The organism is Bradyrhizobium genomosp. III, from assembly GCF_000261705.1.
Classification (GTDB): domain Bacteria; phylum Pseudomonadota; class Alphaproteobacteria; order Rhizobiales; family Xanthobacteraceae; genus Bradyrhizobium; species Bradyrhizobium ottawaense.
Genome location: NZ_AJQF01000081.1, coordinates 1 through 26341, shown reverse-complemented (window position 1 = coordinate 26341; position 26341 = coordinate 1). Strand labels below are relative to the sequence as shown.

Annotated in this window: 27 protein-coding genes; 12 read left to right on the top strand and 15 right to left on the bottom strand. The window is 65.3% G+C overall.

Annotated features, from left to right (window positions below; all coding sequences use genetic code 11):
• Positions 1 to 567, top strand: a 567-nt coding sequence (locus IC66_RS0108175; protein WP_038947325.1) for a DUF2865 domain-containing protein, incomplete at its 5' end; no start/stop codon positions are given.
• Between the two features lie 129 nt (positions 568 to 696).
• On the opposite strand, the gene IC66_RS0108170 is transcribed toward IC66_RS0108175, so the two are convergent.
• The 7 genes from IC66_RS0108170 to IC66_RS0108140 all read right to left on the bottom strand — a co-directional run bounded on the left by IC66_RS0108170 (position 697) and on the right by IC66_RS0108140 (position 8692).
• On the bottom strand, positions 697 to 1128 hold the full coding sequence (locus IC66_RS0108170; RefSeq protein ID WP_038947324.1) for a hypothetical protein: 432 nt from the start codon (positions 1126 to 1128) through the stop codon (positions 697 to 699).
• Positions 1129 to 1420: 292 nt separating this feature from the next.
• Entirely contained in the window at positions 1421 to 2092 is a 672-nt protein-coding gene (gene pdeM, locus IC66_RS0108165; RefSeq protein WP_049801939.1) for a ligase-associated DNA damage response endonuclease PdeM, read from the bottom strand.
• Between the two features lie 53 nt (positions 2093 to 2145).
• Positions 2146 to 4812, bottom strand: a complete 2667-nt coding sequence (locus tag IC66_RS0108160; protein WP_038947323.1) for a ligase-associated DNA damage response DEXH box helicase — start codon at positions 4810 to 4812, stop codon at positions 2146 to 2148.
• A gap of 293 nt (positions 4813 to 5105) precedes the next feature.
• Positions 5106 to 5471: a nuclear transport factor 2 family protein gene (locus tag IC66_RS0108155; RefSeq protein WP_038947321.1), complete on the bottom strand. Its 366-nt coding sequence runs from the start codon at positions 5469 to 5471 to the stop codon at positions 5106 to 5108.
• A gap of 156 nt (positions 5472 to 5627) precedes the next feature.
• Positions 5628 to 5978, bottom strand: a complete 351-nt coding sequence (locus IC66_RS0108150; RefSeq protein WP_018320814.1) for a RidA family protein — start codon at positions 5976 to 5978, stop codon at positions 5628 to 5630.
• Positions 5979 to 6112: 134 nt separating this feature from the next.
• Positions 6113 to 7030: an alpha/beta hydrolase family esterase gene (locus IC66_RS0108145; RefSeq protein ID WP_038947320.1), complete on the bottom strand. Its 918-nt coding sequence runs from the start codon at positions 7028 to 7030 to the stop codon at positions 6113 to 6115.
• A 3-nt stretch (positions 7031 to 7033) separates the two neighbouring features.
• Positions 7034 to 8692, bottom strand: a complete 1659-nt coding sequence (locus IC66_RS0108140) for an FAD-binding dehydrogenase (protein ID WP_038947319.1) — start codon at positions 8690 to 8692, stop codon at positions 7034 to 7036.
• Positions 8693 to 8971: 279 nt separating this feature from the next.
• Between IC66_RS0108140 and IC66_RS0108135 the strand changes: the two genes are divergently transcribed.
• From IC66_RS0108135 to IC66_RS0108115, 5 genes are all read left to right on the top strand, one after another.
• Complete coding sequence (locus tag IC66_RS0108135; protein ID WP_028140869.1) at positions 8972 to 9493, top strand: hypothetical protein; 522 nt, start codon at positions 8972 to 8974, stop codon at positions 9491 to 9493.
• Positions 9494 to 9602: 109 nt separating this feature from the next.
• Positions 9603 to 9797 (top strand): hypothetical protein, encoded by a 195-nt coding sequence (locus tag IC66_RS0108130; RefSeq protein ID WP_038947318.1) that lies wholly within the window; start codon positions 9603 to 9605, stop codon positions 9795 to 9797.
• A gap of 24 nt (positions 9798 to 9821) precedes the next feature.
• Complete coding sequence (locus IC66_RS0108125) at positions 9822 to 10412, top strand: SCO family protein (RefSeq protein ID WP_038947317.1); 591 nt, start codon at positions 9822 to 9824, stop codon at positions 10410 to 10412.
• A gap of 251 nt (positions 10413 to 10663) precedes the next feature.
• Positions 10664 to 11620, top strand: coding sequence for a transporter substrate-binding domain-containing protein (locus IC66_RS0108120; protein WP_028140872.1), 957 nt, complete (start codon positions 10664 to 10666; stop codon positions 11618 to 11620).
• 206 nt (positions 11621 to 11826) lie between these two features.
• The gene (locus IC66_RS0108115) at positions 11827 to 13470 is read left to right on the top strand and encodes a lysine--tRNA ligase (protein WP_038947316.1); all 1644 of its coding nucleotides are present in this window, start codon (positions 11827 to 11829) and stop codon (positions 13468 to 13470) included.
• 177 nt (positions 13471 to 13647) lie between these two features.
• On the opposite strand, the gene IC66_RS0108110 is transcribed toward IC66_RS0108115, so the two are convergent.
• Together IC66_RS0108110 and IC66_RS0108105 are read right to left on the bottom strand one after the other, a co-directional pair.
• Entirely contained in the window at positions 13648 to 14400 is a 753-nt protein-coding gene (locus tag IC66_RS0108110; protein ID WP_038947315.1) for a carbonic anhydrase, read from the bottom strand.
• Positions 14401 to 14506: 106 nt separating this feature from the next.
• A complete protein-coding gene (locus IC66_RS0108105; protein ID WP_049806488.1) occupies positions 14507 to 15118 on the bottom strand; it encodes a TetR/AcrR family transcriptional regulator in 612 nt (203 codons plus the stop codon).
• Between the two features lie 93 nt (positions 15119 to 15211).
• Between IC66_RS0108105 and IC66_RS0108100 the strand changes: the two genes are divergently transcribed.
• Positions 15212 to 15670: an ester cyclase gene (locus IC66_RS0108100; protein WP_038947312.1), complete on the top strand. Its 459-nt coding sequence runs from the start codon at positions 15212 to 15214 to the stop codon at positions 15668 to 15670.
• 42 nt (positions 15671 to 15712) lie between these two features.
• Positions 15713 to 16204, top strand: coding sequence for a DUF3237 domain-containing protein (locus IC66_RS0108095; RefSeq protein ID WP_038947311.1), 492 nt, complete (start codon positions 15713 to 15715; stop codon positions 16202 to 16204).
• 49 nt (positions 16205 to 16253) lie between these two features.
• On the opposite strand, the gene IC66_RS0108090 is transcribed toward IC66_RS0108095, so the two are convergent.
• Positions 16254 to 16904, bottom strand: coding sequence for a S24 family peptidase (locus IC66_RS0108090; protein WP_028140877.1), 651 nt, complete (start codon positions 16902 to 16904; stop codon positions 16254 to 16256).
• Between the two features lie 308 nt (positions 16905 to 17212).
• Here IC66_RS0108090 and IC66_RS0108085 point away from each other — a divergent pair, with 308 nt between their 5' ends.
• Together IC66_RS0108085 and IC66_RS0108080 are read left to right on the top strand one after the other, a co-directional pair.
• Positions 17213 to 17557: a DUF952 domain-containing protein gene (locus IC66_RS0108085; RefSeq protein ID WP_018320827.1), complete on the top strand. Its 345-nt coding sequence runs from the start codon at positions 17213 to 17215 to the stop codon at positions 17555 to 17557.
• The gene (locus tag IC66_RS0108080) at positions 17554 to 18651 is read left to right on the top strand and encodes a quinone-dependent dihydroorotate dehydrogenase (RefSeq protein ID WP_028140878.1); all 1098 of its coding nucleotides are present in this window, start codon (positions 17554 to 17556) and stop codon (positions 18649 to 18651) included. Before IC66_RS0108085 ends, IC66_RS0108080 begins: the two co-directional genes overlap by 4 nt.
• A 150-nt stretch (positions 18652 to 18801) precedes the next feature.
• Here the strand turns inward: IC66_RS0108080 and IC66_RS0108075 are convergent, their stop codons facing one another.
• The 5 genes from IC66_RS0108075 to IC66_RS0108055 form a co-directional block, all read right to left on the bottom strand.
• Positions 18802 to 20127, bottom strand: a complete 1326-nt coding sequence (locus tag IC66_RS0108075; protein ID WP_038947310.1) for an MATE family efflux transporter — start codon at positions 20125 to 20127, stop codon at positions 18802 to 18804.
• Between the two features lie 2 nt (positions 20128 to 20129).
• Complete coding sequence (locus IC66_RS0108070) at positions 20130 to 20864, bottom strand: MBL fold metallo-hydrolase (protein ID WP_038947309.1); 735 nt, start codon at positions 20862 to 20864, stop codon at positions 20130 to 20132.
• A 23-nt stretch (positions 20865 to 20887) separates the two neighbouring features.
• Positions 20888 to 21190 (bottom strand): DUF6460 domain-containing protein, encoded by a 303-nt coding sequence (locus IC66_RS0108065; RefSeq protein ID WP_028140881.1) that lies wholly within the window; start codon positions 21188 to 21190, stop codon positions 20888 to 20890.
• Between the two features lie 304 nt (positions 21191 to 21494).
• Positions 21495 to 23372: an ATP-dependent DNA ligase gene (locus IC66_RS0108060; RefSeq protein WP_038947308.1), complete on the bottom strand. Its 1878-nt coding sequence runs from the start codon at positions 23370 to 23372 to the stop codon at positions 21495 to 21497.
• Entirely contained in the window at positions 23369 to 24406 is a 1038-nt protein-coding gene (locus IC66_RS0108055) for a ligase-associated DNA damage response exonuclease (protein ID WP_049806487.1), read from the bottom strand. Before IC66_RS0108055 ends, IC66_RS0108060 begins: the two co-directional genes overlap by 4 nt.
• Positions 24407 to 24539: 133 nt before the next feature.
• On the opposite strand from IC66_RS0108055, the gene IC66_RS0108050 reads away from it, so the two are divergent.
• Complete coding sequence (locus IC66_RS0108050; RefSeq protein WP_038947305.1) at positions 24540 to 25466, top strand: class I SAM-dependent DNA methyltransferase; 927 nt, start codon at positions 24540 to 24542, stop codon at positions 25464 to 25466.
• A gap of 115 nt (positions 25467 to 25581) precedes the next feature.
• A partial coding sequence (locus IC66_RS0108045; RefSeq protein WP_157158040.1) for an ABC transporter substrate-binding protein occupies positions 25582 to 26341 on the top strand: 760 nt, incomplete at its 3' end.

Genomic DNA, 26341 nt, shown 5'->3' with positions numbered 1-26341 from the left:
CCAGCCGGCGGCTCCGGCCCGGCCTTCTGCGTGCGCAGCTGCGACGGCAAATATTTTCCGCTGATGCGCGGCCTCACCTCGCCGGCCCAGATGTGTCAGGCGTTCTGTCCTGCCAGCGCGACCAAGGTCTATTTCGGCTCCTCGATCGACGGCGCCGCGTCGCAGACCGGCGAACGTTACGCCGACAGCGAGAACGCGTTCGCCTATCGCAAGGCGCTGCGCGCCGACTGCACCTGCAACGGCCGCGAGCCGGTCGGCCTTGCCCCGGTCGATCTCGCGCTGGACTCCTCGCTGAAAGCCGGCGACGTGATCGCCACCACTGACGGCCTCGTCGCCTATACCGGCATCCGCGTCGGCAACGACCAGGCCGCCGACTTCACCCCGGTTGCCTCCTATCCCGGCCTCACCGCGCAAGTCCGCGCCCGCCTCGGCGAGATGAAGGTGGCCCCGGTGCGGGCAGAGACGGTGTCGGCAGATGCGCCCGCTGCGGAGATCGTGCGCGGAGCGCTGCCCGATGTGACGGTGCCGAAGACGGCAAAGCCGGCGAAGCGGGCGGGGCTGGATTGATCTCGTGTCCCGGACGGCGGCGCAGCGCGAAGCGATGCGACGCAGAGCCGGGACCCAGAATGCCGCGAGGTGGGCCCCGGCTCTGCAGCGCATCGCTTGGCGCGCTGCGCTTTGTCCGGGGCACGGCGATCACCTCCCGATAATCACCCCGATCACGTTCGGCGCCGCCAGGTATTTTTCCTCGATCGCCGCGCGCGCGGCGGCGCGGTTGTCCGGCGTCAGCAAGCCGCGCTTCTCGGCCAGGATCATCCAGCAGAAGCCCCACCAGTCCGTCAGCATGCCCTGATCGCCGACGAGATCGTAGCCCTGCTCGGCCGCGAAGATGCGCGCATGGGCTTCGTCGAGCGTGTCCAGGAACAGATGATCCTCGGTCGAGAACAGATCGTCGCTGACGTCGTCGATGGTGTAACCCCAGATCGACTGGCACACCGCGTTGAATTCGCGGTCGAGCTGGTCGTCATCGATCCTCTGGCGCCGCGCCGCCTGATGCAGCCGCGACAGCGAGCGCGCGAAATCGGCGATGCGGGTGAGGGCAAATTGATCGAAGGCGATGGTGGACATGTAGTCCTCGCAAAGTCTGACAGACGCTAGATATTGTGCCGGCAACGCGCCGAATCACAATGATATATCAAAGACTTGCTAAAGTGTTCTTAATTTGTTCCGAACTCGGCAACGGTCCGCGAAAGTTTTGATGGCCGGAAATGAAAGGGGCCGCCTCGCAGCGGCCCCTTGCCGGTTACAATCTTGTTCGGGATCAGAAATTCCAGCCCCGGCAGGCCTAACGTTAGAACCGGCGACGGGCTTGTGCGATTCCGGAAAACTACTGAACGTAGTGCTGTCCCAATTTTTCGCCTCAGGAGCAGCGCGAGGCCGCGATGGCGTGGACACGGCGGTCGCCGAGCAGATGGGCGACAAAACCGTTGGCGGGAAAGATCTTTGCGAAGGCGGCGTCGCGGATGCTGAGGCCGCCGGCATAAGCGCCGAACGCCGGCATCACCGCACGCATCCCGTCGGAGGCGAAGCAGCGACGCTCCATCGAGCGGCCGCGCGCGGAGACGCGCGCCTTGGGATGGAGATGGCCGGCGATTTCGCCGCGCGCCCCGGTGGGCTCATGACGGAAGGTGATCGGGCCGATCGCGACCTCGTCGGCGATGGTGCCGCCGAGATCGCGCGGCAGCATCGGATCGTGATTGCCGGAGATCCAGATCCAGTCGCGGCCGGTCTGGAGCGCTGTGACCGCATCGCGATTATCCGGCGACAACCGCTCATGCGCGGTGCGATCGTGAAAGCTGTCGCCGAGGGCGATGACCACGCCGGGATCATGGCGGGAGATGACAGCAGCGAGACGGCTCAGCGTTGCCAGCGTATCGTAGGGCGGCAGCAGCACGCCGCGGGCGGCGAAGCTGGAGCCTTTTTCCAGATGCAGGTCGGAGACGACGAGCAGGCGCTGCTCTTCCCAGAACAGCGCGCCGGAGAGATCGGCAGCGAACGTCACATCGCTGATGGTGACTGTGGACACGCGCATGTCGTCGACGTCTCCTGAAACCTGCGCGCCAATCGTCACGTCAAAACCTGCTGCTATCCCATCGCCTCTTTGACGAGCTCAACGGCGGCTTCGGCCAAAAGCTCGTCTGCAGCTTCGCCATAAACTGACTCGCGACCGATTTCCAGCATCACGGGCACCGCCAGTGGGGAGACGCGGTCGAGTTCCCGGTGCGTGATGCGGCCGTGGATGCGGGCGAGCATGTCTCCCAAGCGGCGCAAATCGAGCAGGCCGGTGGCGGCATCGGCGCGCGCGGCGCGCAGCAAGACGTGATCGGCCTGATGCTTGCGCAGCACGTCGTAGACGAGATCGGTCGAGAACAACACCTGACGACGGCTCTTCTCTTCGCCGGTGTGCCGGCGCGTGATCAGGCCGGAGATGATCGCGCAATTGCGGAAGGTGCGCTTCATCAGGGCGGATTCGGCGAGCCAGGCCTCCAGATCGTCGCCGAGCATATCAGGGTCGAACAGCGCATTGAGGTCGATCCGGCCGTCGCGGATCATGAAGGAGAGATCGCCGAGCGCCCAGATCGCCACCGCATATTCGTTGGCGACGAAGCCGAGCGGCCGGGCGCGGGCGCGCTCCAGCCGGCGCGTCAGCAGCATGCCGAGGGTCTGATGCGCGAGACGGCCCTCGAAGGGATAGCAAACGATGTAGTGCTTGTTGGCGCGCGGAAAGCTCTCGACCAGGAGCTCGCGCACCGCCGGCACGCGCGAGACGTCCTTTTGCAGCGACAGCCAGTCGCGCACCTGCTCCGGCAAGCCGCCCCAGGCGCGGCCGTCATCGAGCAGCCGGCGCACGCGCTCGGCGAGATAGGTCGAGAGCGGAAACTTGCCGCCCATATAGGACGGCACTTTCGGGTCCTTGTCGTTGGCGCGGGAGACATAGACCTGGTCCTCGACCAGGGTTTCATAGCGCACCACCTCGCCTGAGAACACGAAGGTGTCACCGGGGCTCAAGCCCTCGATGAAGGCTTCCTCGATCTCGCCGAGCAACCGACCCCCGCGCGCGATCACGCCGGTCGACCCCGCTCCGCCACGGCGCGAACGCACCAGGCGCACCTTCAGCATGTCGTCCTCGACGATGGTGCCGACATTCATCCGGTAGCTCTGCCGCACCTTGGGATTGGCGACGCGCCAGCGGCCCTGCTTGTCCTGCTTGATGCGGGCGAAGCGTTCATAGGTCTTCAGCGCGTAGCCGCCGGAGGCGACGAAATCGACGACGTCATCGAAATCCGTCCGCGACAAGTCTGCGTAAGGCGCGGCGGTGCAGACCTCGCCATACAGATCATCGCTGAGGAACGGCTCGCCGCAGGCGCAGCCGAGCACGTGCTGGGCCAGCACGTCGAGCGCACCGGTGCGCAGGGGTGGCGTGTCCTGCGCGTTCTCGGCAATGGCATCAATGGCGACGCGGCACTCCAGCACTTCGAAACGGTTGGCCGGCACCAGCACCGCGCGCGAGGCTTCGTCGAGGCGGTGGTTGGCGCGGCCGATCCGCTGCATCAGGCGCGAGGAGCCCTTGGGCGCCCCGATATTGACGACGAGATCGACGTCGCCCCAGTCGACGCCGAGGTCGAGCGAAGAGGTGCAGACCACGCCGCGCAGGCGTCCCGCCGACATGGCGTCCTCGACCTTGCGGCGCTGCGCGACATCGAGCGAGCCGTGATGCAGCGCGATCGCGAGCCCGTCGTCATTCATGCTCCAGAGATTCTGGAACAGCATCTCGGCCTGGCTGCGGGTGTTGACGAAGACCAGCGTGGTCTTGTTCGCCTTGATCAGCTCGTAAATCTCAGGGAGCGCGTGGCGCGCGCTGTGGCCGGCCCAGGGCAGTCGCTCGCGCGTATCCAGCATCTCGACCAGAGGTGGCGCCGCGCCGCCGGCGATGACGATGTCGGCGGCAGCTTCCTTGCCACCGGGCTGCGGCACCAGGAAGCGCGCGAGCTGATCCGGCTCGGCCACCGTTGCCGACAGGCCGATCGCGCGCATCTGCGGCGCCAGCCGCCACAGCCGCGCCAGCCCGAGCGAGAGCAGATCGCCGCGCTTGGACGTCACCAGCGCGTGCAGCTCGTCGAGCACGATGCGCTTCAGGGAGGAAAACAGGAACGGCGCATCATCCGAGGACAGCAGCAGCGCGAGCTGCTCGGGCGTCGTCAGCAACACATCAGGCGGATAACGCCGTTGCCGCTGCCGCCGCGACACCGGCGTGTCGCCAGTGCGGGTCTCGACCTTGATCGGCAGCGCCATCTCCGCAATCGGCCGCTCCAGATTGCGCGCGATGTCGACGGCGAGCGCCTTCAGCGGCGAGATATAGAGCGTGTGCAGGCCGCCGGTACGCTGCAGCGTGCGGCCGGTGGAGACGAGGCTTTTCTTGTTACCTCCCCCCTTGTGGGGGAGGTCGGCAGCCGCAGGCTGACGGGAGGGGGGTAGCCCCACGAGCGGTGCGTGTGGCCACCCCTCTCCCCGCCCCTCCCCCACAAGGGGGGAGGGAGAAGACAGCTCCACCAGCGTCGGCAGAAATCCCGCCAGCGTCTTGCCGGCACCAGTCGGCGCGATCAGCAGGGCCGAACGGTCCTCGCACGCCTTCTCCAGCAGCGCCAATTGATGCGCGCGCGGCGACCAGCCACGGGCTGCGAACCATTGCTGGAAGCGGCTCGGCAGCAGCGCGGCCGGCTCGGCCGATGTTTGGAGGATACGGGGCGGCACGGCATGACAGGTAAGCCGTAGGGATGGCTTCGTCGAGGGGTGCTGCCCTCCTCTATACGAGGAGGACAATCACATATGGCATTTTGCGCGACTTGAGCGCGCGCCTCGTCCTTCGAGACGACCCCTTCGCGGTCTCCTCAGGATGAGGCTAAGCAGCATCGGTGCTCGTTGAAACCGCAGCCGCGCACTCGACCCTCATCCTGAGGGCCCGCCAACGGCGGGCGTCTCGAAGGATGGCCTCAGGAACCGCTCTCAGATGCGATTACCCGCCCGAGCCAGGGGGACCAGCGGTCTCACGCCCCGGCCGGCACCTGATCCAGAAACCCGGTCACGCTTCGGATGCGGCCGTCCTTCAGCACGGCAAAATCCGTGCCCTTGATCGAGCTGTCGGCGCCATCGGGACCAAGTCCCCACGAAAAGCGGATGTGATCGCCGTAGCCGTTGGGCTCGCCGATCAGCTTGAACTTGAAATCGGGAAAGCGCTGCTGCACGCCTGCGATCAGCGCCTCGATGCCGTCGCGGCCGTCGCCCTTCATCAGGGGATCGACATAGCTCGCATCGCTCGTCCAGTTGTCGCTGAGCAGCTCGCGGCGCCGGCCGGCCGTGCGTTCGTTCCAGAGCTCGATGTAGCGGCGGGCGATGGTGACGGGGTCGGTCATGGTGCTCTCCTTCGATGACGCCGTATTCGGCTGTCCCTGACTATCGAAGGATCGCGCGCGCCGATCGATTACCTCGCAGGTCATCGTTGCGCGAAATAAATGGAGCGCGATGATGTTGTCATCGCGCTCCATTCGCATGCGAATTGGTCGTGAGGATTACTTCGCGGCCGTGACCATGATCTCGACGGTGTATTGCGGCGCCGCCAGCTTGGCTTCGACGGTGGCGCGGGCGGGGGTATTGCCGGCCGAGACCCAGGCGTCCCACACTGCGTTCATCTCGCCGAACGTCTTCATGTCGGTGATGTAGATCGTGGCCGAGAGCAGCTTCGACTTGTCGGTGCCGGCCTTGGCGAGATGGCCGTCGATGGTGGCCAGGATGTCCTGGGTCTGCTTGGTCACGCTTTCGCCGGCGGCCTTGTTGGCGACGACACCGGCGAGATAGACGGTGTTGCCGTGCACGACGACCTGACTCATACGCGGGCCGGTTTCGAAACGCTGAATGCTCATTTGCGGATCTCCTCACTGGAATGGCGGCCCTGTCTAGCCCAGCACCTCGCGCCGTGCCACCCCGGGCACGCATGCGTTGCCTGCGGCGCATGCGTTGCCCCGCACGCATGCCGTCACCGCCGAGCATGTGCGCCTCACGGAAACTGACTGAAAAAAGCCCAGATCGTCTCGGCGCCATCGATGTCGCCGTTCTGCGGCCCGAGCAGGCCGGCTGCGACCCTCGGGAAGCGGGCATCCGGAGAAAATCCAGGCATGCGGTGGCCGCCATGGTTGATGCGATAGAGCACGACGTCGTGTCCCCTCGGGCAGCGCGATGAGATCCGGGTCACTGTCGATTGGTCTGCGGGCGCCTTGTCGGGCATGTCAGTCACGCTGGCATCGTCGGTCTCACAGCCATTGAGCTTGCGCCAGAACGCCAGCGTCTCCTCGGTCGACCAGAACCCGTCCGCGGCAAAATAGCTCGATCCGCGACCGCCCTCGTAGGGGACCAGCAGGTCGGCCGTGCCGTTCATGAGCAGCATCGGCAGCGGCCTTGACGGATGGCAGGTGACGGCGGCCTCGTCGGTGAGGTTCATGATCACGCTCGCGCCTGCCGCAAACAGATCGGCGCGGGCGCAGGCCATGGTCATCGCCATGGCGCCGCCATTGGAGACGCCCGCGATGAAGACGCGCTTTGCATCGGCCGTGCCGTCGGCCACGAGCTTCTCGACGAGCTTTGCGAGGAAGGCGACGTCGTCGGTGCCCGCCGGCGGTCCACGCAGGGCAGGCCCCGCCTTGGTTCGCGCATCCGCCCATGCATTGTTGAGCCCGTCCGGAAAGACCACGGCCAGGCCCTCGCGCTTCGCGACCTGCGGCCACGCCGTCCGCGCGACCATGTCGGCGCCGCGCTGGGTCTTGCCGTGCAGCACGATCACGAGCGGTGCCGGCTTCCTGGCCGGCAATTGCGCGGTGTAGGAGCGCTTTGCGCCGTTGACGTCGATCGTCTCGGCGGATGCAGCCGAAGCGGCGGCCAATGCCGCGACCACCGCCCCGATGCGCATCCACAGCCGCACGATCTAGCCCACCGCTTTTGCCGCGGCCCGGCCCGCATTGCGGCCCGAGAACAGGCAGCCGCCGAGGAAGGTGCCTTCCAGTGAGCGATAACCGTGCACGCCGCCGCCGCCGAAGCCGGCGGCTTCGCCGACCGCATAGAGGCCGGGAATGACGCTGCCCTCGGCGCCGAACACACGCGAGTCGAGATCGGTCTCGAAGCCGCCCAGCGACTTGCGGGTGAGGATGTTGAGCTTGACCGCGATCAGGGGCCCCTGCGCGGGATCCAGGATCCTGTGTGGGGAGGCAGTGCGGATCAACCTGTCGCCAATATAGCGGCGCGCATTGTGAATGTTCATCACCTGCGCATCCTTGACGTAAGCGTTGGCGATCTCGCGGTCGCGCGCCTCGATCTGCATCCTGATGTGCTCGAGCTTGAGGAGGTCGCTGCCGGCAAGCTTGTTCATCTCCGCAACAAGGTCCTCGATCTTGTCGCGTACGATGAAGTCGACACCATGGCTTTTGAATGCCTCGACCGGCGCCGGCGCGCCCTTGTTGGTGGCGCGGCGCAAGGTCATGCGCCAGCTCTTGCCGGTCAGGTCCGGGTTCTGCTCCGAGCCCGACAGCGCGAACTCCTTCTTGATGATGCTCTGGGTCAGGATGAACCAGGAATAATCATAGCCCGTCGACATGATGTATTTGAGCTGGCCGAGCGTGTCGGAGCCCGGGAATAGCGGCGCAGGCAATCGTGTGCCGGTTGCGTCGAACCACATCGAGGAGGGGCCGGGCAGGATGCGGATGCCGTGGCGCGGCCAGATGGGATTCCAGTTCTGGATGCCCTCGACATAATGCCACATGCGGTCGCGATTGATCAGCCGCGCGCCTGATTTCTCGGTGATGCCGATCATACGGCCGTCGACATGTTCGGGCACGCCGGAGATCATGAATTTCGGGGGATCACCGAGCCGCTTCGGCCAGTTCTGCCGCACCAGCTCGTGATTGCCGCCGATGCCGCCGGACGCCACGATCACGGCCTGCGCCTTCAGCGCAAATTCGCCGACAACGTTCCGCGAGGAGCTCTTGCCGCGCTCGATCGTGTCGGGGGCGAGCACGGCGCCGCTGACGCCATCCACCGTGCCATTGGTGATCGAAAGCGCATCGACGCGGTGGCGAAACCTGAAGCTCAGCCGGCCGCTTTTCATCGCCTCGCGCGCGCGGCGCTCGAACGGCTCGACGATGCCGGGCCCGGTGCCCCAGGTGACGTGAAAGCGCGGCACGGAATTGCCGTGGCCCATCGCGTCATAGCCGCCGCGTTCGGCCCAGCCGACCACGGGGAAGATGCGATGGCCCATCGCCCGCAACCAGGCCCGCTTCTCGCCGGCAGCGAACGCCACATAGGCCTCGGCCCATTGCCGCGGCCAGAAGTCCTCGTCGCGGTCGAAGCCCGCGGCACCGATCCAGTCCTGCATGGCCAGGTCGAAGGAATCCTTGATGCCGAGCCGGCGCTGCTCCGGCGAATCGACCAGGAACAATCCGCCGAACGACCAGAACGCCTGGCCGCCAAGCGACTGCTCGCCTTCCTGGTCGACCACGATCACGCGCTTGCCCGCATCCGCGATCTCGGTTGCGGCAACCAGTCCCGATAGTCCCGCGCCGACAACGATGACGTCAGTTTCTTCAGCCATGTGTTTCCCCCTCCATGTTTCCCCCTCCACAGGTTCCCCCCTGTAGTCGCCCGGATTGAAGCCAACGGTTGTAACTGAGATCAAGGGTGTGACGCATAAGACATCATTAACTTGTTCCACTTTGGGATAGAGACCCATCGGGTGCAGCGCGGACGCAACACTGGATTTGAATTTGTTTTGAGCGAGCCGGCCTGCCTAGACAAAACCTCGGTTACGACAGACGCTAGTCGCGCATCACCACCGAACACGCAGATTCGAATTCGACTGGGGCGGGGGACAATGAAGTTTCTGACGGGGTTGGTTGCGGCGGTCCTCCTGATCGCTGGCATGGGGGCCTCTCACGCGGTGGTTCGGATCGCGGATGACCGCGGTGGCCGGATCGGAACCTATGTCGACAAATACCAGGACCTGCGGCAGTCCGGTGACACCGTCATCATCGACGGCCTCTGCGCCTCCGCCTGCACCATCGTCCTCGGCGCCATCCCGCATGACCGCATCTGCGTGACCTCGAGCGCGACGCTCGGCTTCCACGCCGCCTGGGATTTCGGCAGCAATGGCCGCGCCGTCACCAATACTGAGGCGACCCAGATGCTCTACGCGATGTATCCGTCGCAGGTGAAGCGCTGGATCAGCCAGCGGGGCGGCCTCACCCCGCACATGCTCTTCCTGAAGGGCAAGCAGCTCCAGGCCATGTACAAGCCCTGCTACCTGGACGCGCAAGCCTCGGCCAACAAGCCGTCGCGCAGGCCCCTCCCGCAAACGGACCAGATCGAATCCGCCCGCGGCCAGCTCCTGCGCTGACGCTTCCAGCCTGACGCGATCGTTCCGGCCCGCCGGCGGCGCCTTGCCCGCAGGCGGGCTAAAGCTTATCTGAGGGCTGGAACCGGGGCCTTCGCCCCCGATCGTTGTCATGGCTCAACCGCTGCACCCGTCGCATCCGCTACAGGACAATTCGCCCACTGCCGGCCGGACGCCGTTCGTGCTGCTGTTGGCAGGCGCGGGGATCGGCGGATTGCTGGTGCTCGGCGCGCTGACGCTGTGGTTCCACTACGGCACGCAGATGTTCTTCGAGATGATCAGGACCGGTTTCGCCGCCTGCTTCTGATCCACGACAGGAAGTTTTCCGCTCATGAGTTCCGCCGCCCGTCCGCTGGTGATCGCGACCGCCTTCGCCGCAAGCCTCGTTATCGGCCTCCTGATCATGTTCTGGGCCATGGGCGGGATCAGCAAGGTGGCGCAGCCGGCCGCGGTCGGCGGCCCGTTCCAGCTGACCGACCAGAACGGCAAGGCCGTCACAGACAAGAGCCTCAAGGGGAAGCCGACCCTGATCTTCTTCGGCTACACCCATTGCCCCGACGTCTGCCCGACCTCGCTGTTCGAGATCTCGGAAGTGCTGCGCGCGCTGGGCAAGGACGCCGACAAGGTCAATGCCGTCTTCATCTCGGTCGATCCCGAGCGCGATACGCCGGCGACCATGAAGGAGTATCTGTCGAGCTTCGATCCGCATCTCGAAGGTCTGTCCGGCGATCCCGCCGAGACGGCCAAGGTCATCACCTCCTACCGGGTCTACGCCAAGAAGGTCCCGACCAAGGACGGCGACTACACCATGGACCACACCGCGCTGATCTATCTGATGGACCGCGACGGCCGCTTCGTGTCGCCGTTCAACCTGAAGCGCACACCGGAAGAGGCTGCAGCGGATTTGAAGAAGTATCTCTAGTTCGGCGGATCAATCGCGCCTCGTGCGCGGTGCACTTCGCCCGCTTGCGGGAGAGGTCGGCGCGCACAGCGCGCCGGGAGAGGGCTCTCTCCCCCTGGGGGGCTCTCGCCCAGAGGAGACACCCTCTCCCCGACCCTCCCCCGTAAGCGGGGGGAGCAGACCTTCACCTTGCCCGCATTCCGCACTCGCGTTCCCGCCGGGATGGTCTATAACGCCCTCCGATCCCAATGAAATTCGTTCATTTCCGGCCGATGGCTCCATCGCAACAGGCGAAATCGTCCAAATCTGCCCGTATCTTGCTGGCGGGGCTGGCCGTCGGCGCCTGCCTGCTCGCAGGCCTTCCCGGCGCCGACGCGCAGGCCCCTGCCCAGCAGCCTCCAGCGGCGCCCCAAGGAACACAACAGGGGACGCCACAAGCCGCACCTCGGGCGGTGCAGGCCGCCCCGCAAGCCGTACCCGGCTTCTGGGATCCGCGGCGGCGACCGGAGCGGCCGGACCTGTCGCGCCTGACCGTGATCCGCTTCCTGACCGAGACCGACTATCCGCCGTTCAATTTCACCGGCGCCGACGGCAACCCGGCCGGCTTCAACGTCGATCTGGCCCGCGCGCTGTGCGAGGAGATCAAGGTCACTTGCACCGTGCAGATGCGCCGCTTCGAGACGCTGGTCGATGCGCTCTCCTCCAACCGGGGCGATGCCATCATCGCCTCGATGGCGGTCAGCCCGCAGCTGCGCGCCCGGGTCGACTTCACCGATCCCTATTACCGCGTGCCGGCGCGCTTCGCCTCGCGCAAGGACGCGGTGATGCCGGAGATCCGCCCGGAATATCTCGAGGGCAAGAAAGTCGGCGTCATCGCCGGCTCCGCGCACGAGGCCTATCTCAAGGCGATGTTCACCGACGCCGAGCTGCACGGCTATCCCAATGACGACGCGCTCCGCAGCGCTTTGCGCAAGGGCGAGGTCGATTTCATTTTCGGCGACGCCATCTCGCTGGCGTTCTGGATCAACGGCACCGATTCCGGCGATTGCTGCGCCTTCTCCGGCGGTCCCTTCGTCGAGAGCCGTTTCTTCGGCGAAGGCATCGGCATCGCCGTCCGCAAGGGCAACGACGTGCTGCGCCAGGCCCTGAATTGGGCCCTATTCCGCGTCTGGGAAAAAGGCCGCTACACCGATCTGTGGCTGCGGTATTTCTCGGTGAGCCCGTTTTAGCCATCGATCGTCATTCCCGGGCGCGCGAAGTGCGAACCCGGAATCTCGAGATCGTTGAATTGTCATTCCGGGATGGTCCGCAGGACCAGACCCGGAATCTCGGGATTCCGGGTTCGATGCTGGCGCATCGCCCCGGAATGACAACAACCGTTCTTTTGCATTCTGCCCGGAAATCGCTATTTTCCGCGGCCCGGAGGCCCTTCTGAATGTCCGTTATCGATCCCAACATGAGCCCGAGCGATCTTCGTGCGCTCGCCGAACAATCCAACGCCTGGCCGTTCGAGCAGGCGAAGGCCATTGTCGCGCGGCTGAAGAAGAGTCCGAAGGACGAGGTGCTGTTCGAGACCGGCTACGGACCGTCGGGCCTGCCGCATATCGGCACGTTCGGCGAGGTCGCGCGCACCTCGATGGTGCGCCATGCCTTCCGTGTTCTGACCGAGGACAAGGTCAAGACGCGCCTCCTGGCGTTCTCCGACGACATGGACGGGTTTCGGAAAGTGCCCGACAACGTCCCCAACAAGGAGATGCTGGCCGCGCATCTCGGCAAGCCGCTGACGCGGGTGCCGGATCCGTTCTCCAACGAGTACCCCTCGTTCGGTGCGCACAACAACGCGCGCCTGCGCGCGTTTCTGGATCATTTCGGCTTCGACTACGAGTTCGCGAGCTCGACCGATTATTATACGTCCGGCCGCTTCGACGTGACGCTGCTCAAGATGTTAGCTGCCTACGACAAGGTGATGGCGATCATCCTGCCGACGCTCGGCCCCGATCGGCGCGCGACCTACTCGCCGTTCCTGCCGATCAGCAAGACCACGGGCGTGGTGCTCCAGGTGCCGATGATCCGCCGCGATGTCGTGGCCGGTACGGTGACCTATGTCGATCCTGATACGAACCAGGAAGTGGAGACGCCCGTCACCGGCGGAAATGTAAAATGCCAGTGGAAGGCCGACTGGGCGATGCGCTGGGTCGCGCTCGGCGTCGACTACGAGATGGCCGGCAAGGATTTGATCGATTCGGTGAAGCTCTCCGGTGCAATCGCCAAGGCGCTCGGCGGCACGCCGCCCGAAGGCTTCAACTACGAGCTCTTCCTCGACGAGCAGGGCCAGAAGATCTCGAAGTCGAAGGGCAACGGCCTCACTATCGACGAATGGCTGCGCTACGCCTCACCGGAATCGCTGTCGCTGTTCATGTATCGCGAGCCCAAGGCGGCCAAGCGGCTGTATTTCGACGTCATCCCGCGCAACGTCGACGACTATCAGCAGTTCATCGACGGCTTTGCCCGGCAGGATGACAAGCAGCAGCTCGGCAATCCGGTCTGGCACATCCACAACGGCAAGCCGCCGCAGGGCGACATGCCCGTCACCTTCCAGCTTTTGCTGACATTGGTGTCGTCGTCGAACGCGGAGAATGCCGAGACGCTGTGGGGCTTCATTGGCCGTTATCGTCCGGGCGTCTCGCCGCAGACGCATCCGAAGCTCGATGCGATGGTCGGCTACGCCATCAATTACTACCGCGACTTCGTCGCGCCGACGAAGCAGTTCCGGGTGCCGACGGACACCGAGCGCAGCGCACTGCAGGATCTGCGCGATGCGCTGTCACAGCTTGCGCAGGACGCATCTGCCGAGGACATCCAGAACGTCGTCTACGAGATCGGCCGCCGCGAGCCCTTCCTCGATCAGGTCAAGAAGGGCAAGGACGGCCGTCCCGGGGTCACGCTGGACTGGTTCAACATGCTCTATCAAGTACTGCTCGGCCAGGAGAAGGGCCCGCGCTTCGGCTCCTTCGTCGCGGTGTACGGTGTGCAGAACGCGGTCAACATGATCGACGGCGCGCTGGCGCGGAGCGCGTGAGGCCACGGCTTTCTCCATCGTCGTCCCCGCGAAAGCGGGGACCCATAACCACAGGGAGAAGTTGGGCGAAGATTCGTAGTTGCGCCTGCGTTGGTACGAAGACCGCCACTCTCCGAGAGATCACGCGGTATGGGTCCCGGCGTTCGCCGGGACGACAGCGCTCATTGGAGCGCTCGCTCAGGCCGAGCGCAATACGTAGCGCCTGTTATCCTTCTGCACCGGGCGCGCGTTCATCGGATAGAGCTTTGCGAACGCGGCGACCTCGGCGGCCGACACCTGAATCGGGGTGGTCAGCAGCAGCCATTCGACCACTTCCGAACAGGGCGGCGTCGTCAGCGAGCCGGGATAGCGGAAGTAGCTGAGCCTCGGTGGCAGCATGGCGTGAGGATCGATGCCCGCATCCGCTTTCACCGCGGGGCCTTCCGCCGCCGGCATGGTCTTGACGATCTTGCCGAAGGCCGGGTTCGGCCTGCCCTCGGCCATCAGCACGCCGACCACGGCGAGGCCGCCGGCTTCGTTGCGATGGACGAAATGCGCCTCCATCGGGAAATTCTTGCCGCCGATCATGTGCTCGCTCGGCCGGTGGAAGTGCACCTGGAGAAGCTTGTAGTTGACGTCGCCGAGCATCAACGTGCTGCCTTCGGCGAAGTTGAGCTGGATCGTGTGTCCGTTGTTGACGATGGTGTCGGCGCTCTTGCCCCAGTTCAGCTTCAGAACCGGCAATTGCGACTTGATCGTCCCCTCGATGTCGATCGGCGATTGCTGCAGGCCGACCGCGCAGGCCTTGTTGGCCGCATCGAGATCGCCCCATTTGGCCGGGCCGCCGACGCCCTCATAGCTCCAATGCGCGCCTTCGGCGGCGAAGGCCGGCTTGCAGAGTGGACAAAGCGCAAGACCCGCCAGAGCCTTCAATGCGTGACGGCGATTCATCATATTCCCCTAAGATGAATTGGATCGGCAATATCGGCCGCAACCTATGCGAGAGCGGCGGTGAGTCGCAATGGCGATGCAGGGCGATCGCGGGCCGGGAGCGGATTCAGACCTTCTGGCGAAAGGTCTCCAGCACGGCGGCGACGATCTTCTGTCCGTTTCTGCGCAGCTTCCTGGAATCGTCGGCGTGGGGCAGCAGCAATCCGATCTTGCAGATCATGGCGTCGATCATCCGGCTGAGCAGATCGACATCGTCCGCGTGCAACTCGCCATCGCGCTTCAGGGCCCGCAGGGTCGCGATCAGGAGCGCGGTCGGATAGGTTTCCTCGATCTCGCGATAGCGCGGCTCGCCGAGCACGGCTTGCGCTTCCTGGATGACGATGCGCGCGTAGTCCGCCTCTTCGCAGGCGTCGAGATAGGCGTCGATGCCGGCGCTGAGGCGATCCCAGATCTTGCGCTCGTTGCGCGCCGCGGCCTCGATTCTGGCGGCCGCGTCGCGCTGCATGGCGACTACGACGGCGTCAAACAGCGCCTTCTTGTCCGCGAAGTGATGGTAGAACGCGCCGCGCGTGACCCGCGCCGTCCGCGAGATCGCCTCCATGCCCGCCGCCTGAAATCCATTGGCGGCAAACGCCTCGCGGCCGGCATCCAGCAGCGCCTGCCTGGTGGCCTCGCTGTACTCTTCCCGACGACTTCTCGGAGGATCCTTTGCCCGCATCGCGCGCAACCTAACGCTTGACGCGTTGGTATCAAACCGCATATAACATACATGATGTATGTATTAGACACTTGAAATGTTTGGAAACGGGCCATGGACGGCAAGTGCATGTTCGAGCTGGCGGAAAGGCTGGCAATCGCGAAGAGCCGGCAGGACATCCCAGCGGCGCTGGAGGTTCTGCATCCCGACATGGTGCTGGAGACGCCGGCCTTCGGCACCAGGGCGCGAGGCCTCGCCGAAAACCAGCGCATCCTGACGCGCTTCTTCAAGTCCTTCCCGGACTATCACGTCACCCTCGACGGCCACGCCAATTCCGCCGACACGCTGGTCTGCTGGGGCACCGCGCGGATGACGATGACGGGGGATCGCTTCGGGGCCGAGCCCAACGGGCGCCGCGCGGAGCTGGCCGTGTTCATCGCCTTCGCCTTTCGCGACGACAAGATCGCGCATGAGCGCTTCGTCTTCGATCTCTCCGAGCTCTGCGCCCAATCCGGCGTTTCGACCGACGTGGTCAGGCGCAAGCTGTTCGGCGAAGCCACGCAGGCAGCGTAGCTCGCCGACGCAACACCATCCACGAAACAGGAGCGTCAGACCATGGCCGATCCCCGCATCAAGCCCGTCGGTGACCTCGCGACCAGGCTTCTCTTCGACATCGTCGTCGACCTCGATCCGCGCATCAATTTCGGCGCCGGGCCGATCGGGCAGCGCGTGCTGTTCGGGGCGGCCAAGGGTTCGTTCGAAGGGCCGCGCCTGCGCGGTGAGGTGCTGCGGGGCGGTGGTGACTGGGCGTTGTTCCGCGCCGATGGCACCATGACCCTCGATGTGCGCCTGTCGTTGCGGACCCATGATGGCGAGTTGATCTACATGACCTATGGCGGCCGCTGGGTGACGCCGCAGTCTTTGCGCGCCGAGATGGCGGATCCCGCGCGACGTACCAAGGTCGATCCCGCCGGATACTACTTTCGCACCAATCCGCTGTTCGAGACCGGCTCGCAAACCTATGCCTGGCTCAACGACATCGTCTGCGTCGGCAAGGGCTACCTCGTCGAAGGTGCCGTCGCCTACAAGATCTTCGAAGTGCTGTGAGAGCTCCGTGGATGCGCTGACTGCGCTGCATGTGAGCGTCCCCTCGCCCTCACTGCCTCGCCCACATGATGCGCGCGATCCACGCCACATCGCTCGCCGCCATCGTGCGCCCGGCCTGCGACGCATCGAACGACTGAAGCTCCAGCGCCTTCGCGGTGCGGCGCCCCAGCGTCGCGACCACCACCTCGCCCCCTTTGGTCTTCACCACCACGCGGTCGCCTTTGCGGATCGGTGCGCCGGGTGAGACCAGGATGAGGTCGCCGTCGCGATAGGCAGGGAGCAGCGCATCGCCGGAAATCTCCAGCGCAAAGGTGTGGCTGTCCTCGGTGGGAAGCGCGGTTTCGGTCCAGCCCTTGCCGGATGGAAGGCCGGCCTCATCGAAAGCGCCGCTCGCGCCGGCCAGCGCGAAGCCGAGCAGCGGTACCGAGCGACCGTCGCCGGCCTCATCGTCGATCAGCCGCGCAAAGCTCTCGATCGAGGAGTCGGCCGCGGCCAGTGCCTTTGCGATCGATTCGGTCGAGGGCCAGCGCTCGCGGCCGTCGGAGGTGACGCGCTTGGACCTGTTGAAGGTGGTGGGATCGAGCCCGGCGCGCTTGGCAAGGCCGGACGGCGACAGACCGGCGCGCGCCGCCAGCCGATCCAGGGCGACCCAGATCTGGTCGTGCGTCAGTATCCTCTGCGCTTTGGCCTGTCTGACCATGCAAGGTCCAGCCCGTCGCAACTCAGGAAAACTATCCTCAAATCAACCGGTTTTCCGTTTTTCGCGCAAGAGGCGGTGGGCAGGCGCGCCTTCAAGCGATGTGGATAGCGGTTCGCCTCTGGAAAAACGCGCCAAAATAGGAATCTAGAGCCCCGTTCCGATTTCATCGGAACGGAATAGGCTCTAAGCCTTGAGTTCGGAAGGGGCGGCCTTTACGGTCGCGCCCGGGTTTCGGGGACCCGCACGCGGCGAAAAAACCCAAGAAACTCAAAGAGCTGACTCAAAGAGCAAACAGGGCTGCGCAAGCGGTGGTCAAGATCTACAAAATCTGTCCGGCCTCGGCCTGGCGCGAGGCGGAACGGCAAGGTGTCTACCGGGGCAGCGCGGACGATGCGCGCGACGGCTTCATCCATTTCTCCACCGCTGCCCAGGTTCCCGAGACCTTGCGCAAGCACTATGTCGGACAGCGCGCGCTGTTCCTGGTCGAGGTCGATGGCGACGCACTCGGCAGCGAGTTGCGCTGGGAGCGCTCGCGCAATGACGAGCTGTTTCCACATCTCTATGGCGAGCTCGACCTCGGCGCGGTGCTGTCGGTGATGAACCTCAACATCCGCTCGGACGGTGGCCACGACACTCCGGAGCTGCTGCCGTGATCCGCGCTTTCGACGCCTTTTCGCTGCCGGTGCTGCGCTGGCTCGATCCGGAAGACGCCCATCGCCTCGCGATCCAGGGCCTGCGCTTCCTGCCGCCGGTCAAGCCGCGCGCTGACGATCCCAAGCTCGCGATGCGCGCCTTCGGGCTCAACTTTCCCAATCCGATCGGCATGGCCGCGGGCTTCGACAAGAGCGCCGAGGTGCCGGACGCATTGCTGCGGCTCGGCTTCGGCTTCGTCGAGATCGGCTCGGTGACGCCGAAGCCGCAGAGCGGCAATCCGCGGCCGCGGCTGTTTCGTTTGGAGCGCGACGAGGCCGTCATCAACCGCATGGGGTTCAACAATGACGGCGCCGACGTCGCCTTGCGCCGGCTTGCCGCGCGCGCGCAGCACGGCGGCATCGTCGGCGTCAATGTCGGCGCCAACAAGGATTCGCCGGACCGCGTCGCCGACTACGTCAAGCTGATCGAGACCTTTGCGCCGGTCGCGAGCTATTTCACCGTCAACGTCTCCTCGCCGAACACGCCGGGCCTGCGCAATTTGCAGGAAGGCGCCCTGCTCGACGATCTCCTCGCAAGGGTGATCGACGCGCGCGAGCGTGTCAGGCAGAAGGCTGGCGACACGCCGGTGCTGCTCAAGATCGCGCCGGATCTGAGCCTCGCCCAGCTCGACGACGTCGTGCAGGTGGCGCGTTCGCGCCGGGTCGACGGCATGATCGTGTCGAACACGACGATCGCGCGGCCGAGCACGCTGCGGGAGGAGATGCGCGCCAAGGAGCAAGGCGGCCTGTCCGGCCGGCCGCTGTTCCGCCTGTCGACGCGCATGGTCGCGGAAACCTATGTGCGCGTCGAGGGCGCGTTCCCGCTGATCGGCGTCGGCGGCGTGGATTCGGGCGGTGCCGCGCTGACGAAGATCCGCGCCGGCGCGAGCCTGATCCAGCTCTATTCGTCGCTGATCTACAAGGGCCTCGGCCTCGTCGACGAGATCAAGCGCGACCTCACCTCGACGCTGCTTCGCACCGGGCGGGATTCCCTGTCCGAGATCGTCGGCGCGGATGCGGCGACCCTCACGGCGGAAGACTGGCCGGGGATGTAAGGCGCTCTCGTGCCCCGGACGCAGCGCAGCGCGCCGGCTTCGGCGCGGTGCGCTGCAGAGCCGGGGCCCATGTGACGGCGAGTTCGAGAGGAATGGGTCCCGGCTCTGCGCAGCAGCGTTTCACGCTGCAGCGCGTCCGGGACACGAGAGCTATGATTTCGAGAACGTCGCCCGGAACTGCGCCGGATAGCGTGCGGCCTGCAAGCCACCGCGCGAGAGGTAGGAAGCCATCAGCGCGCACCACAGTCCGGCATTGCCGAGCGACTGCAGCGCCCACCAGGCGGCGAGGAAGATCAGCAGCGAAGCCAGCATCAGGTTGCGCATCTCGCGCGCCCAGGTCGCGCCGATATAGATGCCGTCGAAGCCGAAGGCGAATACCCCGGGGATCGGCGCGAGCACGACGAACGGCAGGAATTCGCGCGCGGCACGGCGGACGTCGTCACTCGCCGTCATGAAATCGATCAAATGCGGCCCGAACAGCGCGAACAGTCCCGACACCACCAGCGCGAAGCCGAGGCCCCATAGCAGCACCAGCCGGGTCGAATCCGCAAAGCCCGTTGCATCGCGCGCGCCAACGGCGCGGCCGCAGAGCTGCTGCGCTGCGTTGGCGAGACCGTCGAGGAAGAAAGCGCTGACAAGCAGGAAATTGTTGAGTACCGAGTTGGCGGCCAGCGTGACGTCGCCGGCCTGCGCGCCCTTGGCGGTGAAGAACAGGAATACGGCGATCAGCGCCGCAGTGCGGATCAATATGTCGGTGTTCACCGCCAGCAACCGCAACAGCTTCTGCCGGTCGAGCAGGGTCGCGTACGGCACGGCGAAGCCGCCATCGGCATAATGGCGGCAGACGATCACGCCGAGGGCGAACCCGACCGCTTCCGACAACAGCGCGGCGACCGCGGCACCGGCGATGCCGGTGTCGTAGACCAGCACCAGCAGGATCGTCGCCGCCATGTTGACGAGGTTGATGACGACCTGAAGCATCAAGGCTGAATTGGCGCGGGCCTGGCCGATCAGCCAACCGAGGATGACGTAATTGGCGAGCGCGAACGGCGACGACCAGATCCGGATCTTGAAGTAGGTCTTCGCGGCCTGCGTCACACCTTCGCTGCCGCCCATGAGGTCGAACAGCAAAGCGGCCAGCGGCAGTTGCAGCACGATCAGCGCGGCGCCGATCAGGCCGGCAACGATGAAGCCGCGCGCCAGGATCGCGGTCGGCTCGCGCGTGTCACCCGCGCCCAGCGATTGCGCGGTGAAGGCGAGCGTGCTCATCCGCAGGAAGCCGAACAGCCAGAACAGGCAGTCGAAGATCACCGAGGCCATCGCCACGCCGCCAAGCAGCGCGGCATCGTCGAGACGGCCGATCGCCGTGGTCGAGACGATGCCGATCAGCGGCGTGGTCAGGTTCGCGACCATCGCCGGACCGGCGATGGCGAACACTTCACGTGTGCCGACTTTGGGATGGACGGGCGCGTGCATGGTCAGAACACGACGACCATGCCGTCCTCGGCCGCCATATGAGGCAGAGCCTCGAGGCGCGACAGCATGTCGTCGCTCATATGGGTGAGGACGAGCCGCTTGGCGCCGATCGCGGGCAGATGCTGTTCCAAGGTCTTCAGGCTGAGATGGTTCTTGACCACCTTCTCGTACATATAGGCTTCAGCGATGAAAAGATCCGCGCCATGCGCCAGCGGAATGAGCGTCTCGGTCCATTCGGTATCGGCGCTGTAGGCGAGCGTGCGGCCCTCGGCCTCGATGCGGTAGGCGAGGAAGGGGCCACCGGATTCGCCGTGCACGACCGGATAGGGCGTCACCGTCACGGCACCGAAAGTCCGGCTTTGCTCGGGCGAGAGCTCGACGACATTTAGCTCGAAGCGCTGCTGTGTCTTCGAGGAGTGCTCGAACAGCACCTCCATCACCTCACGCAGCCGCGTCTCGATACCTTGCGGGCCGGCGATCGTCAGCGGCCGCGTCCGCCGCGAGAATTGGGCGTCGAGCAGGAGGAACGGCAGCCCGGCAAAATGATCACCGTGGAAATGCGTGATCAGGATGAGATCGATGTCCTCGCACGCGATCTCAAGCCGCTTCAGCGCCGGCAGAGCCGACGCGCCGCAATCGATCAGGAAGTTGGCCTCGCGCCCCGAGACGTGGAAGCAGGTGTTGAGCCTGCCGCCGGAGCCGAAAGCATCGCCGCAGCCGACAAAGCGCAATTGCATCGGCTGGGGGGGCTCCCAAAACTCTACCGGCGCGGCGTGCCGAACACGCGCGAGAGCAGCCAGATCGGGATCACGATGACTGCGCCGAGCAGGAAGTAGCGCCACAGCCAATTGATGGTGTCGAAGCCGAGATCCCACAGACGCTGGAACAACAGGCGAATGCTGGTGAGGATGTTCCAGGGATCGAAGCCGATCGCCGCGAGCACGACGCCGACCAGGATCGAGAGCAGGACCAGGCGAAACGCGACCGCCAGCGGCGAGCCGCCGAGAAAGCGGTTCAGCCCGTCGTTGCGGCCGGCCGGCAAATCTCTGACGTCTTGGACCATCTCAAACTCCTGTAGGCGGATTCGACCCATTATAGGGCACGGCGAGGCAGATGGGGAACCCGCAACAGGGCGTCAATCGGGTTACGGGAGTTTAATTCGACGGTCGGTTTGTCTCTCCCGCAGCCCAATGAGAGTTTTTCGCGGCCGCCATCCTTCGAGACGCCCGCTTTAGGCGGGCTCCTCAGGATGAGGACGGAGTGCGCGGCAGCAGTTTCAACGCGCACCGATGCCGATTAGCCTCATCCTGAGGAGACCGCGAAGCGGTCGTCTCGAAGGACGAGGCGTGCGCTCAGGATCACGCACCTCACACCTCGACCTCCGCCGCGTCCGCCTTCAGCATCCTCTCCAGCGTCTCCAGCCGATCGGCCTCGCGCGGCGGCTTGTCCCAGCGCAGGCGGCTGATGCGGGGGAAGCGCATGGCGACACCGGATTTGTGTCGCGGCGAGCGCTGCAGGCCCTCGAACGCCACCTCCAGCACCAAGCCCTTGTCGCCCTCGTGCACGACATGGCGGACGGGGCCGAACTTCTCCGTGGTGTTGCGGCGGACGAAGCGGTCGATCTGCAGCAGCTCCTCGTCGGTGAAGCCGAAATAGGCCTTGCCGACCGGCACCAGTTCGTCGCCGCCCTCGCCCGCGGTCCAGACGCCGAACGTGTAGTCGGAATAAAAGGACGAGCGCTTGCCGTGACCGCGCTGCGCATACATCAGAACGGCATCGATGATGTGCGGATCGCGTTTCCACTTCCACCACTGGCCCTTGGGACGTCCGGGCAGATAAGGCGCATCGCGTCGCTTCAGCATCACGCCTTCGACGGCGTCCGCGTCTTCGCCGGCACCGGCACTTGCGGGATCGGCGCGTGCGGCAGTCAAAGCTTCCCAGCTGGAGAAGGCAACGGTGGGGGACAGATCGATGCGGGGATCGCCGAGCTTCTTGATGAAGGTCTCCAACCGTTCGCGCCGTTCCGCGAACGGCAGCTCGCGCAAATCGTTCTCGTCGTCGCCGAGCAGATCGTAAGCACGCAGGTGAATCGGAAATTCCTTGATCAACTTGGGCGAGACGACCTTGCGGTTGAGCCGCTGCTGCAGGACGTTGAAACTCTGCACACGGCCCTCACGCAGGATCAGCAGCTCGCCATCGATCGCGCCCGGAAGGCGCAGCGACGGCACGAGATCCGGAAAGCTCCCCGTGATGTCCTCGCCAGTACGTGAATAGAGCCGCGCCGTGGTGTGGCCGCGCTCGTCCCGGCCGGCGACGGCCTGCACGCGAATGCCATCCCATTTCCACTCGGCGATGTAGTCGGCGGGATCGAGCGCGGCGAAATCGCTGTCCTCGATCGCATGCGCCAGCATCACCGGGCGGAACGGTGCGGGATCGCGGTTGACCGGCTTTTCGCCGCGGCCCTCCAGCCAGGCGAACAGGTCGAGATAGGGCGGCGCGAGCCCCGGCCAGATCAGCTCGACCTCGTGCGGGTCCTTGTCGCCGAGCGCGGCCGCTGCGGTCTTCGCCAGCCGTGCCGAGATGCCGATGCGAAGAGCGCCGGTGACGAGTTTCAGCAGCGCCCAGCGCCCGGTCTCATCGAGCTCGTCGAGCCAGCGCTCGAGCTGCTTCGGCAGCTCGGTCTTGCCGAGGGTGCGAAGCGTGGTCACGACTTCGGTGAGAGTTGGGGGCGGCGGGTCGTTGTGGTTGCGGGCGTGAGGGGACTCATCAGCATCTCGCCCGGAGTACCCCCCTCCCTGCCCCTCCCCCACAAGGGGGGAGGGAACGGAGAAGCTCGTGCGTCCCTCACCTTGGGAATCACTAAAAAATGTTGTGGTCGCTGACAGCGCCGCACTCCGCTGCGCTCCCTCCCCCCTTGTGGGGGAGGGCGGGGGAGAGAGGGGGCCCGGAAAAGACTGCTCACCGTCCCCCGCGCGCCGAGGCCACATCAACGCCACCGTCTCCGAGAGATCGCCGACGTAATCGTAACTCAACCCGAACAGCACGGGATCAGTACGCGATGCGATGAGATCGCGGATCAGGGCGGGCTTGGCGTGCTTGAAGCTGAGCGCGCCGGTGAGCGCAGCCAGCGCGTAGCCGCGGTCGGGGTCACCGACCTCGCGGAAATAGCCGGTGAGCAGCCGCAGCTTGTTGTTGCGGCCGGGCTCGTAGGCGAGACGGTCCAGCAGCTCGGCGAAGCGGTTCATGCTTCGGCCTCGTCTGGAAGCGGCGTCTCGCTCTCCTCCTCGTCGCCATAGCCGACGAGGTCGAGCGGCTGCGCTTTCAGGCCTTTGCTCTGGCACCAATGCACTAGCGCATCTTCCTGGCCGTGCGTGACCCAGATCTCGCCGGCACCGGTCGCGGCGATGGTGGCGGTGAGGCCGTCCCAGTCGGCGTGGTCGGAGATCACCAGCGGCAGCTCGATGCCACGCTGCCGCGCCCGGGCGCGCACGCGCATCCATCCTGACGCGAACGCAGTGACCGGATCGGGAAAGCGCCGCGTCCAGAGATCGGAAGTGGCCGAGGGTGGCGCCAGCGTGATGGTCCCGGCGAGCGCCGCCTTCTTCACGCCCTTCACCGGCCTGAGCTCGCCGAGATCGATGCCCCGGCTCTGATAGTACTCGGTGATCTTCTCCATCGCGCCATGCAGATAGATCGGGGCGTCATAGCCGGCCGCGCGCAGCAGCGCGATCACGCGCTGGGCCTTGCCGAGCGAATAGGCGCCGACCAGATGCGCGCGCTCGGGAAACAGCGCGACGGAGGCGAGCAGCTTCTTGACCTCGTCGCTCGCATCGCCATGCCGGAATACCGGCAGCCCGAACGTCGCCTCGGTGATGAAGACGTCGCATTGCACCAGCTCGAACGGCGTGCAGGTCGGATCGGGCGCGTCCTTGTAGTCGCCGGAGGCGACGATGCAGGTGTCCTTGCAGGTCACCGCGATCTGCGCCGATCCCAGCACATGGCCGGCCGGGTGGAATTTCACGCAGACATCGCCGAGCCGGATCTCCTCGCCATAGCTGATGGCTTGCGTCGACCCGGCGAAATTCTCGCCATAGCGCAGCCGCATCATGTCCAGCGTTTCCTGCGTCGCCAGCACCGCACCATGGCCGGCGCGGGCATGGTCGGAATGGCCGTGGGTGATCACGGCCCGCTCGACCGGCCGGACGGGGTCGATATGGAAGCCGCCGGGCTTGCAGCACAGGCCGGCAGCAACTGGCAGCAGGATGTCTTGCGGACGCATGTGAGACATATAGGAAGGGGCTGCTCCAAATTAAGCCGTCATGCGCGAGCTTGACCCGCGCATCCATCCTCTTAAAGAGTCCTCTTTTTGATGGATTGCCGGGTCAAGCCCGGCAATGACGAGATGGTTCCCAATGCCGCTCCGCCTGTTCCAGACTTCCGGCGATCTCATCGCCGACCGCCGCTTCGAGTTCGCACGCGACCTCCAGCTCAAGGGCGATCTGCCCGCCGCCGCTGACCTCATAGAGCAGGCGATCGAGCTCGCGCCGAACTTCACCTCGGCCTGGTTCACGCTCGGCGAAATCCGTCAGCAACTCGGCGAGCGCGACAAGGCGATCGCCGCATTTCGAGAAGCGCGGAGGTCCGATCCCGAGGACCAGCACGGCGCTGGCCTGCATCTGATGCGGCTCGGCGACGCCGAGATGTCGGAGATGCCCAAGGCCTATGTGCAGGCGCTGTTCGACCAGTACGCCCCGCGCTTCGAGCACACGCTGGTCAACGATCTCGACTATCGCGCCCCGGCGCTGATCTTCAAGGCGGTGGTGGCCGCGCGGGTCGCCGCGAAGAAGCCGGCCTTCTTCAAACGCACCATCGATCTCGGCTGCGGCACCGGGCTTGCGGCCGCCGCATTCTCGAAGCAGGTCGATCATTTCATCGGCATTGACCTGTCGCCCGGCATGATCAAGGAGGCGCGTGCGACCGAACTCTACGCCGAGCTCGAAGTCGCCGACATGATCGAAGGCCTGCGGAGCAAGGGCGATGGATGCGCGAACCTCGTCGTCGCCGCGGATGCGTTCGTCTATCTCTCCGATCTCGCGCCGGTGCTGAGCGAAGCCAGGCGCGTGCTCGTATCCGGCGGCGTGCTCGCTTTCACACTGGAGACGCATGATGGCAGCGGCATCGTGCTCGGCGAAGGCCTGCGTTATGCCCACTCCGCGGAATATGTGCGCGGCGCCCTCGCCAAGGCGGGCCTCAAGCTGCTGACGTTGGAGCCGGCCTCGCCGCGCATCGAGAATAACGAGCCGGTGCGCGGCCTCGTGATCGTGGCCGAGAAAACTTGAGTCTAGGCGCTAACGCCCCGTGATTTGAGCGTCATTGCGTCGCAAAGCCGTGACTTCCCACTTGCGAGCCAAGCTGCGATGCCAGCACAATGCCCTCGCCAGGGAGAAACAAATAATGACGAAGAATCCATCGCGACGCGATTTCAGCGCCGCCGCGCTCGCCACCATCGCCGCATCCACATTGCCCGCCCCTTACGTCTGGGCTGCGGAGAAGAAATACGATGCGGGCGCCAGCGACACCGAGATCAAGATCGGCCAGACCGTGCCGCATTCCGGCCCCGGCTCGCTCTACGGCGTGTTGGGACGCATCGGCGAGGCCTATTTCCAGATGCTGAACGAGAAGGGCGGCATCAACGGACGCAAGGTCAAGTTTCTCACCATGGACGATGCCTACAGCGCGCCGAAATGCGTCGAGGCGACGCGGCGCCTGGTCGAGCAGGAGGAGGTGCTCGCGCTGTACGGCTCGCTCGGCACCGCGCCGCAGACCGCCGTGCACAAATATCTGAACTCCAAGGGCGTGCCGCAGCTGCTGCTCAACACCGGCGCGTCGAAGTGGAACAATCCGAAAGAGTTCAAATGGACGATGGCGGGCCTGCCGCTCTATCCGACCGAGGCGCGCATCCTGGCCCGTCACGTCGTCAGCGTGAAGCCGAACGCCAAGATCGGCATCCTCTACCAGAACGACGATTTCGGCCGCGACTTCCTCGGTCCCTTCAAGAAGGTTTTGGAGGACGCCGGCGGCACCGCAAAGGTGATCATGGAGCAGACCTACGATCTCACCGAGCCGACCGTCGATTCCCAGCTCATCAACCTCTCGAAGTCGGGCGCCGACGTCTTCTACAACATCTCGACCGGCAAGGCCTCGTCGCAGTCGA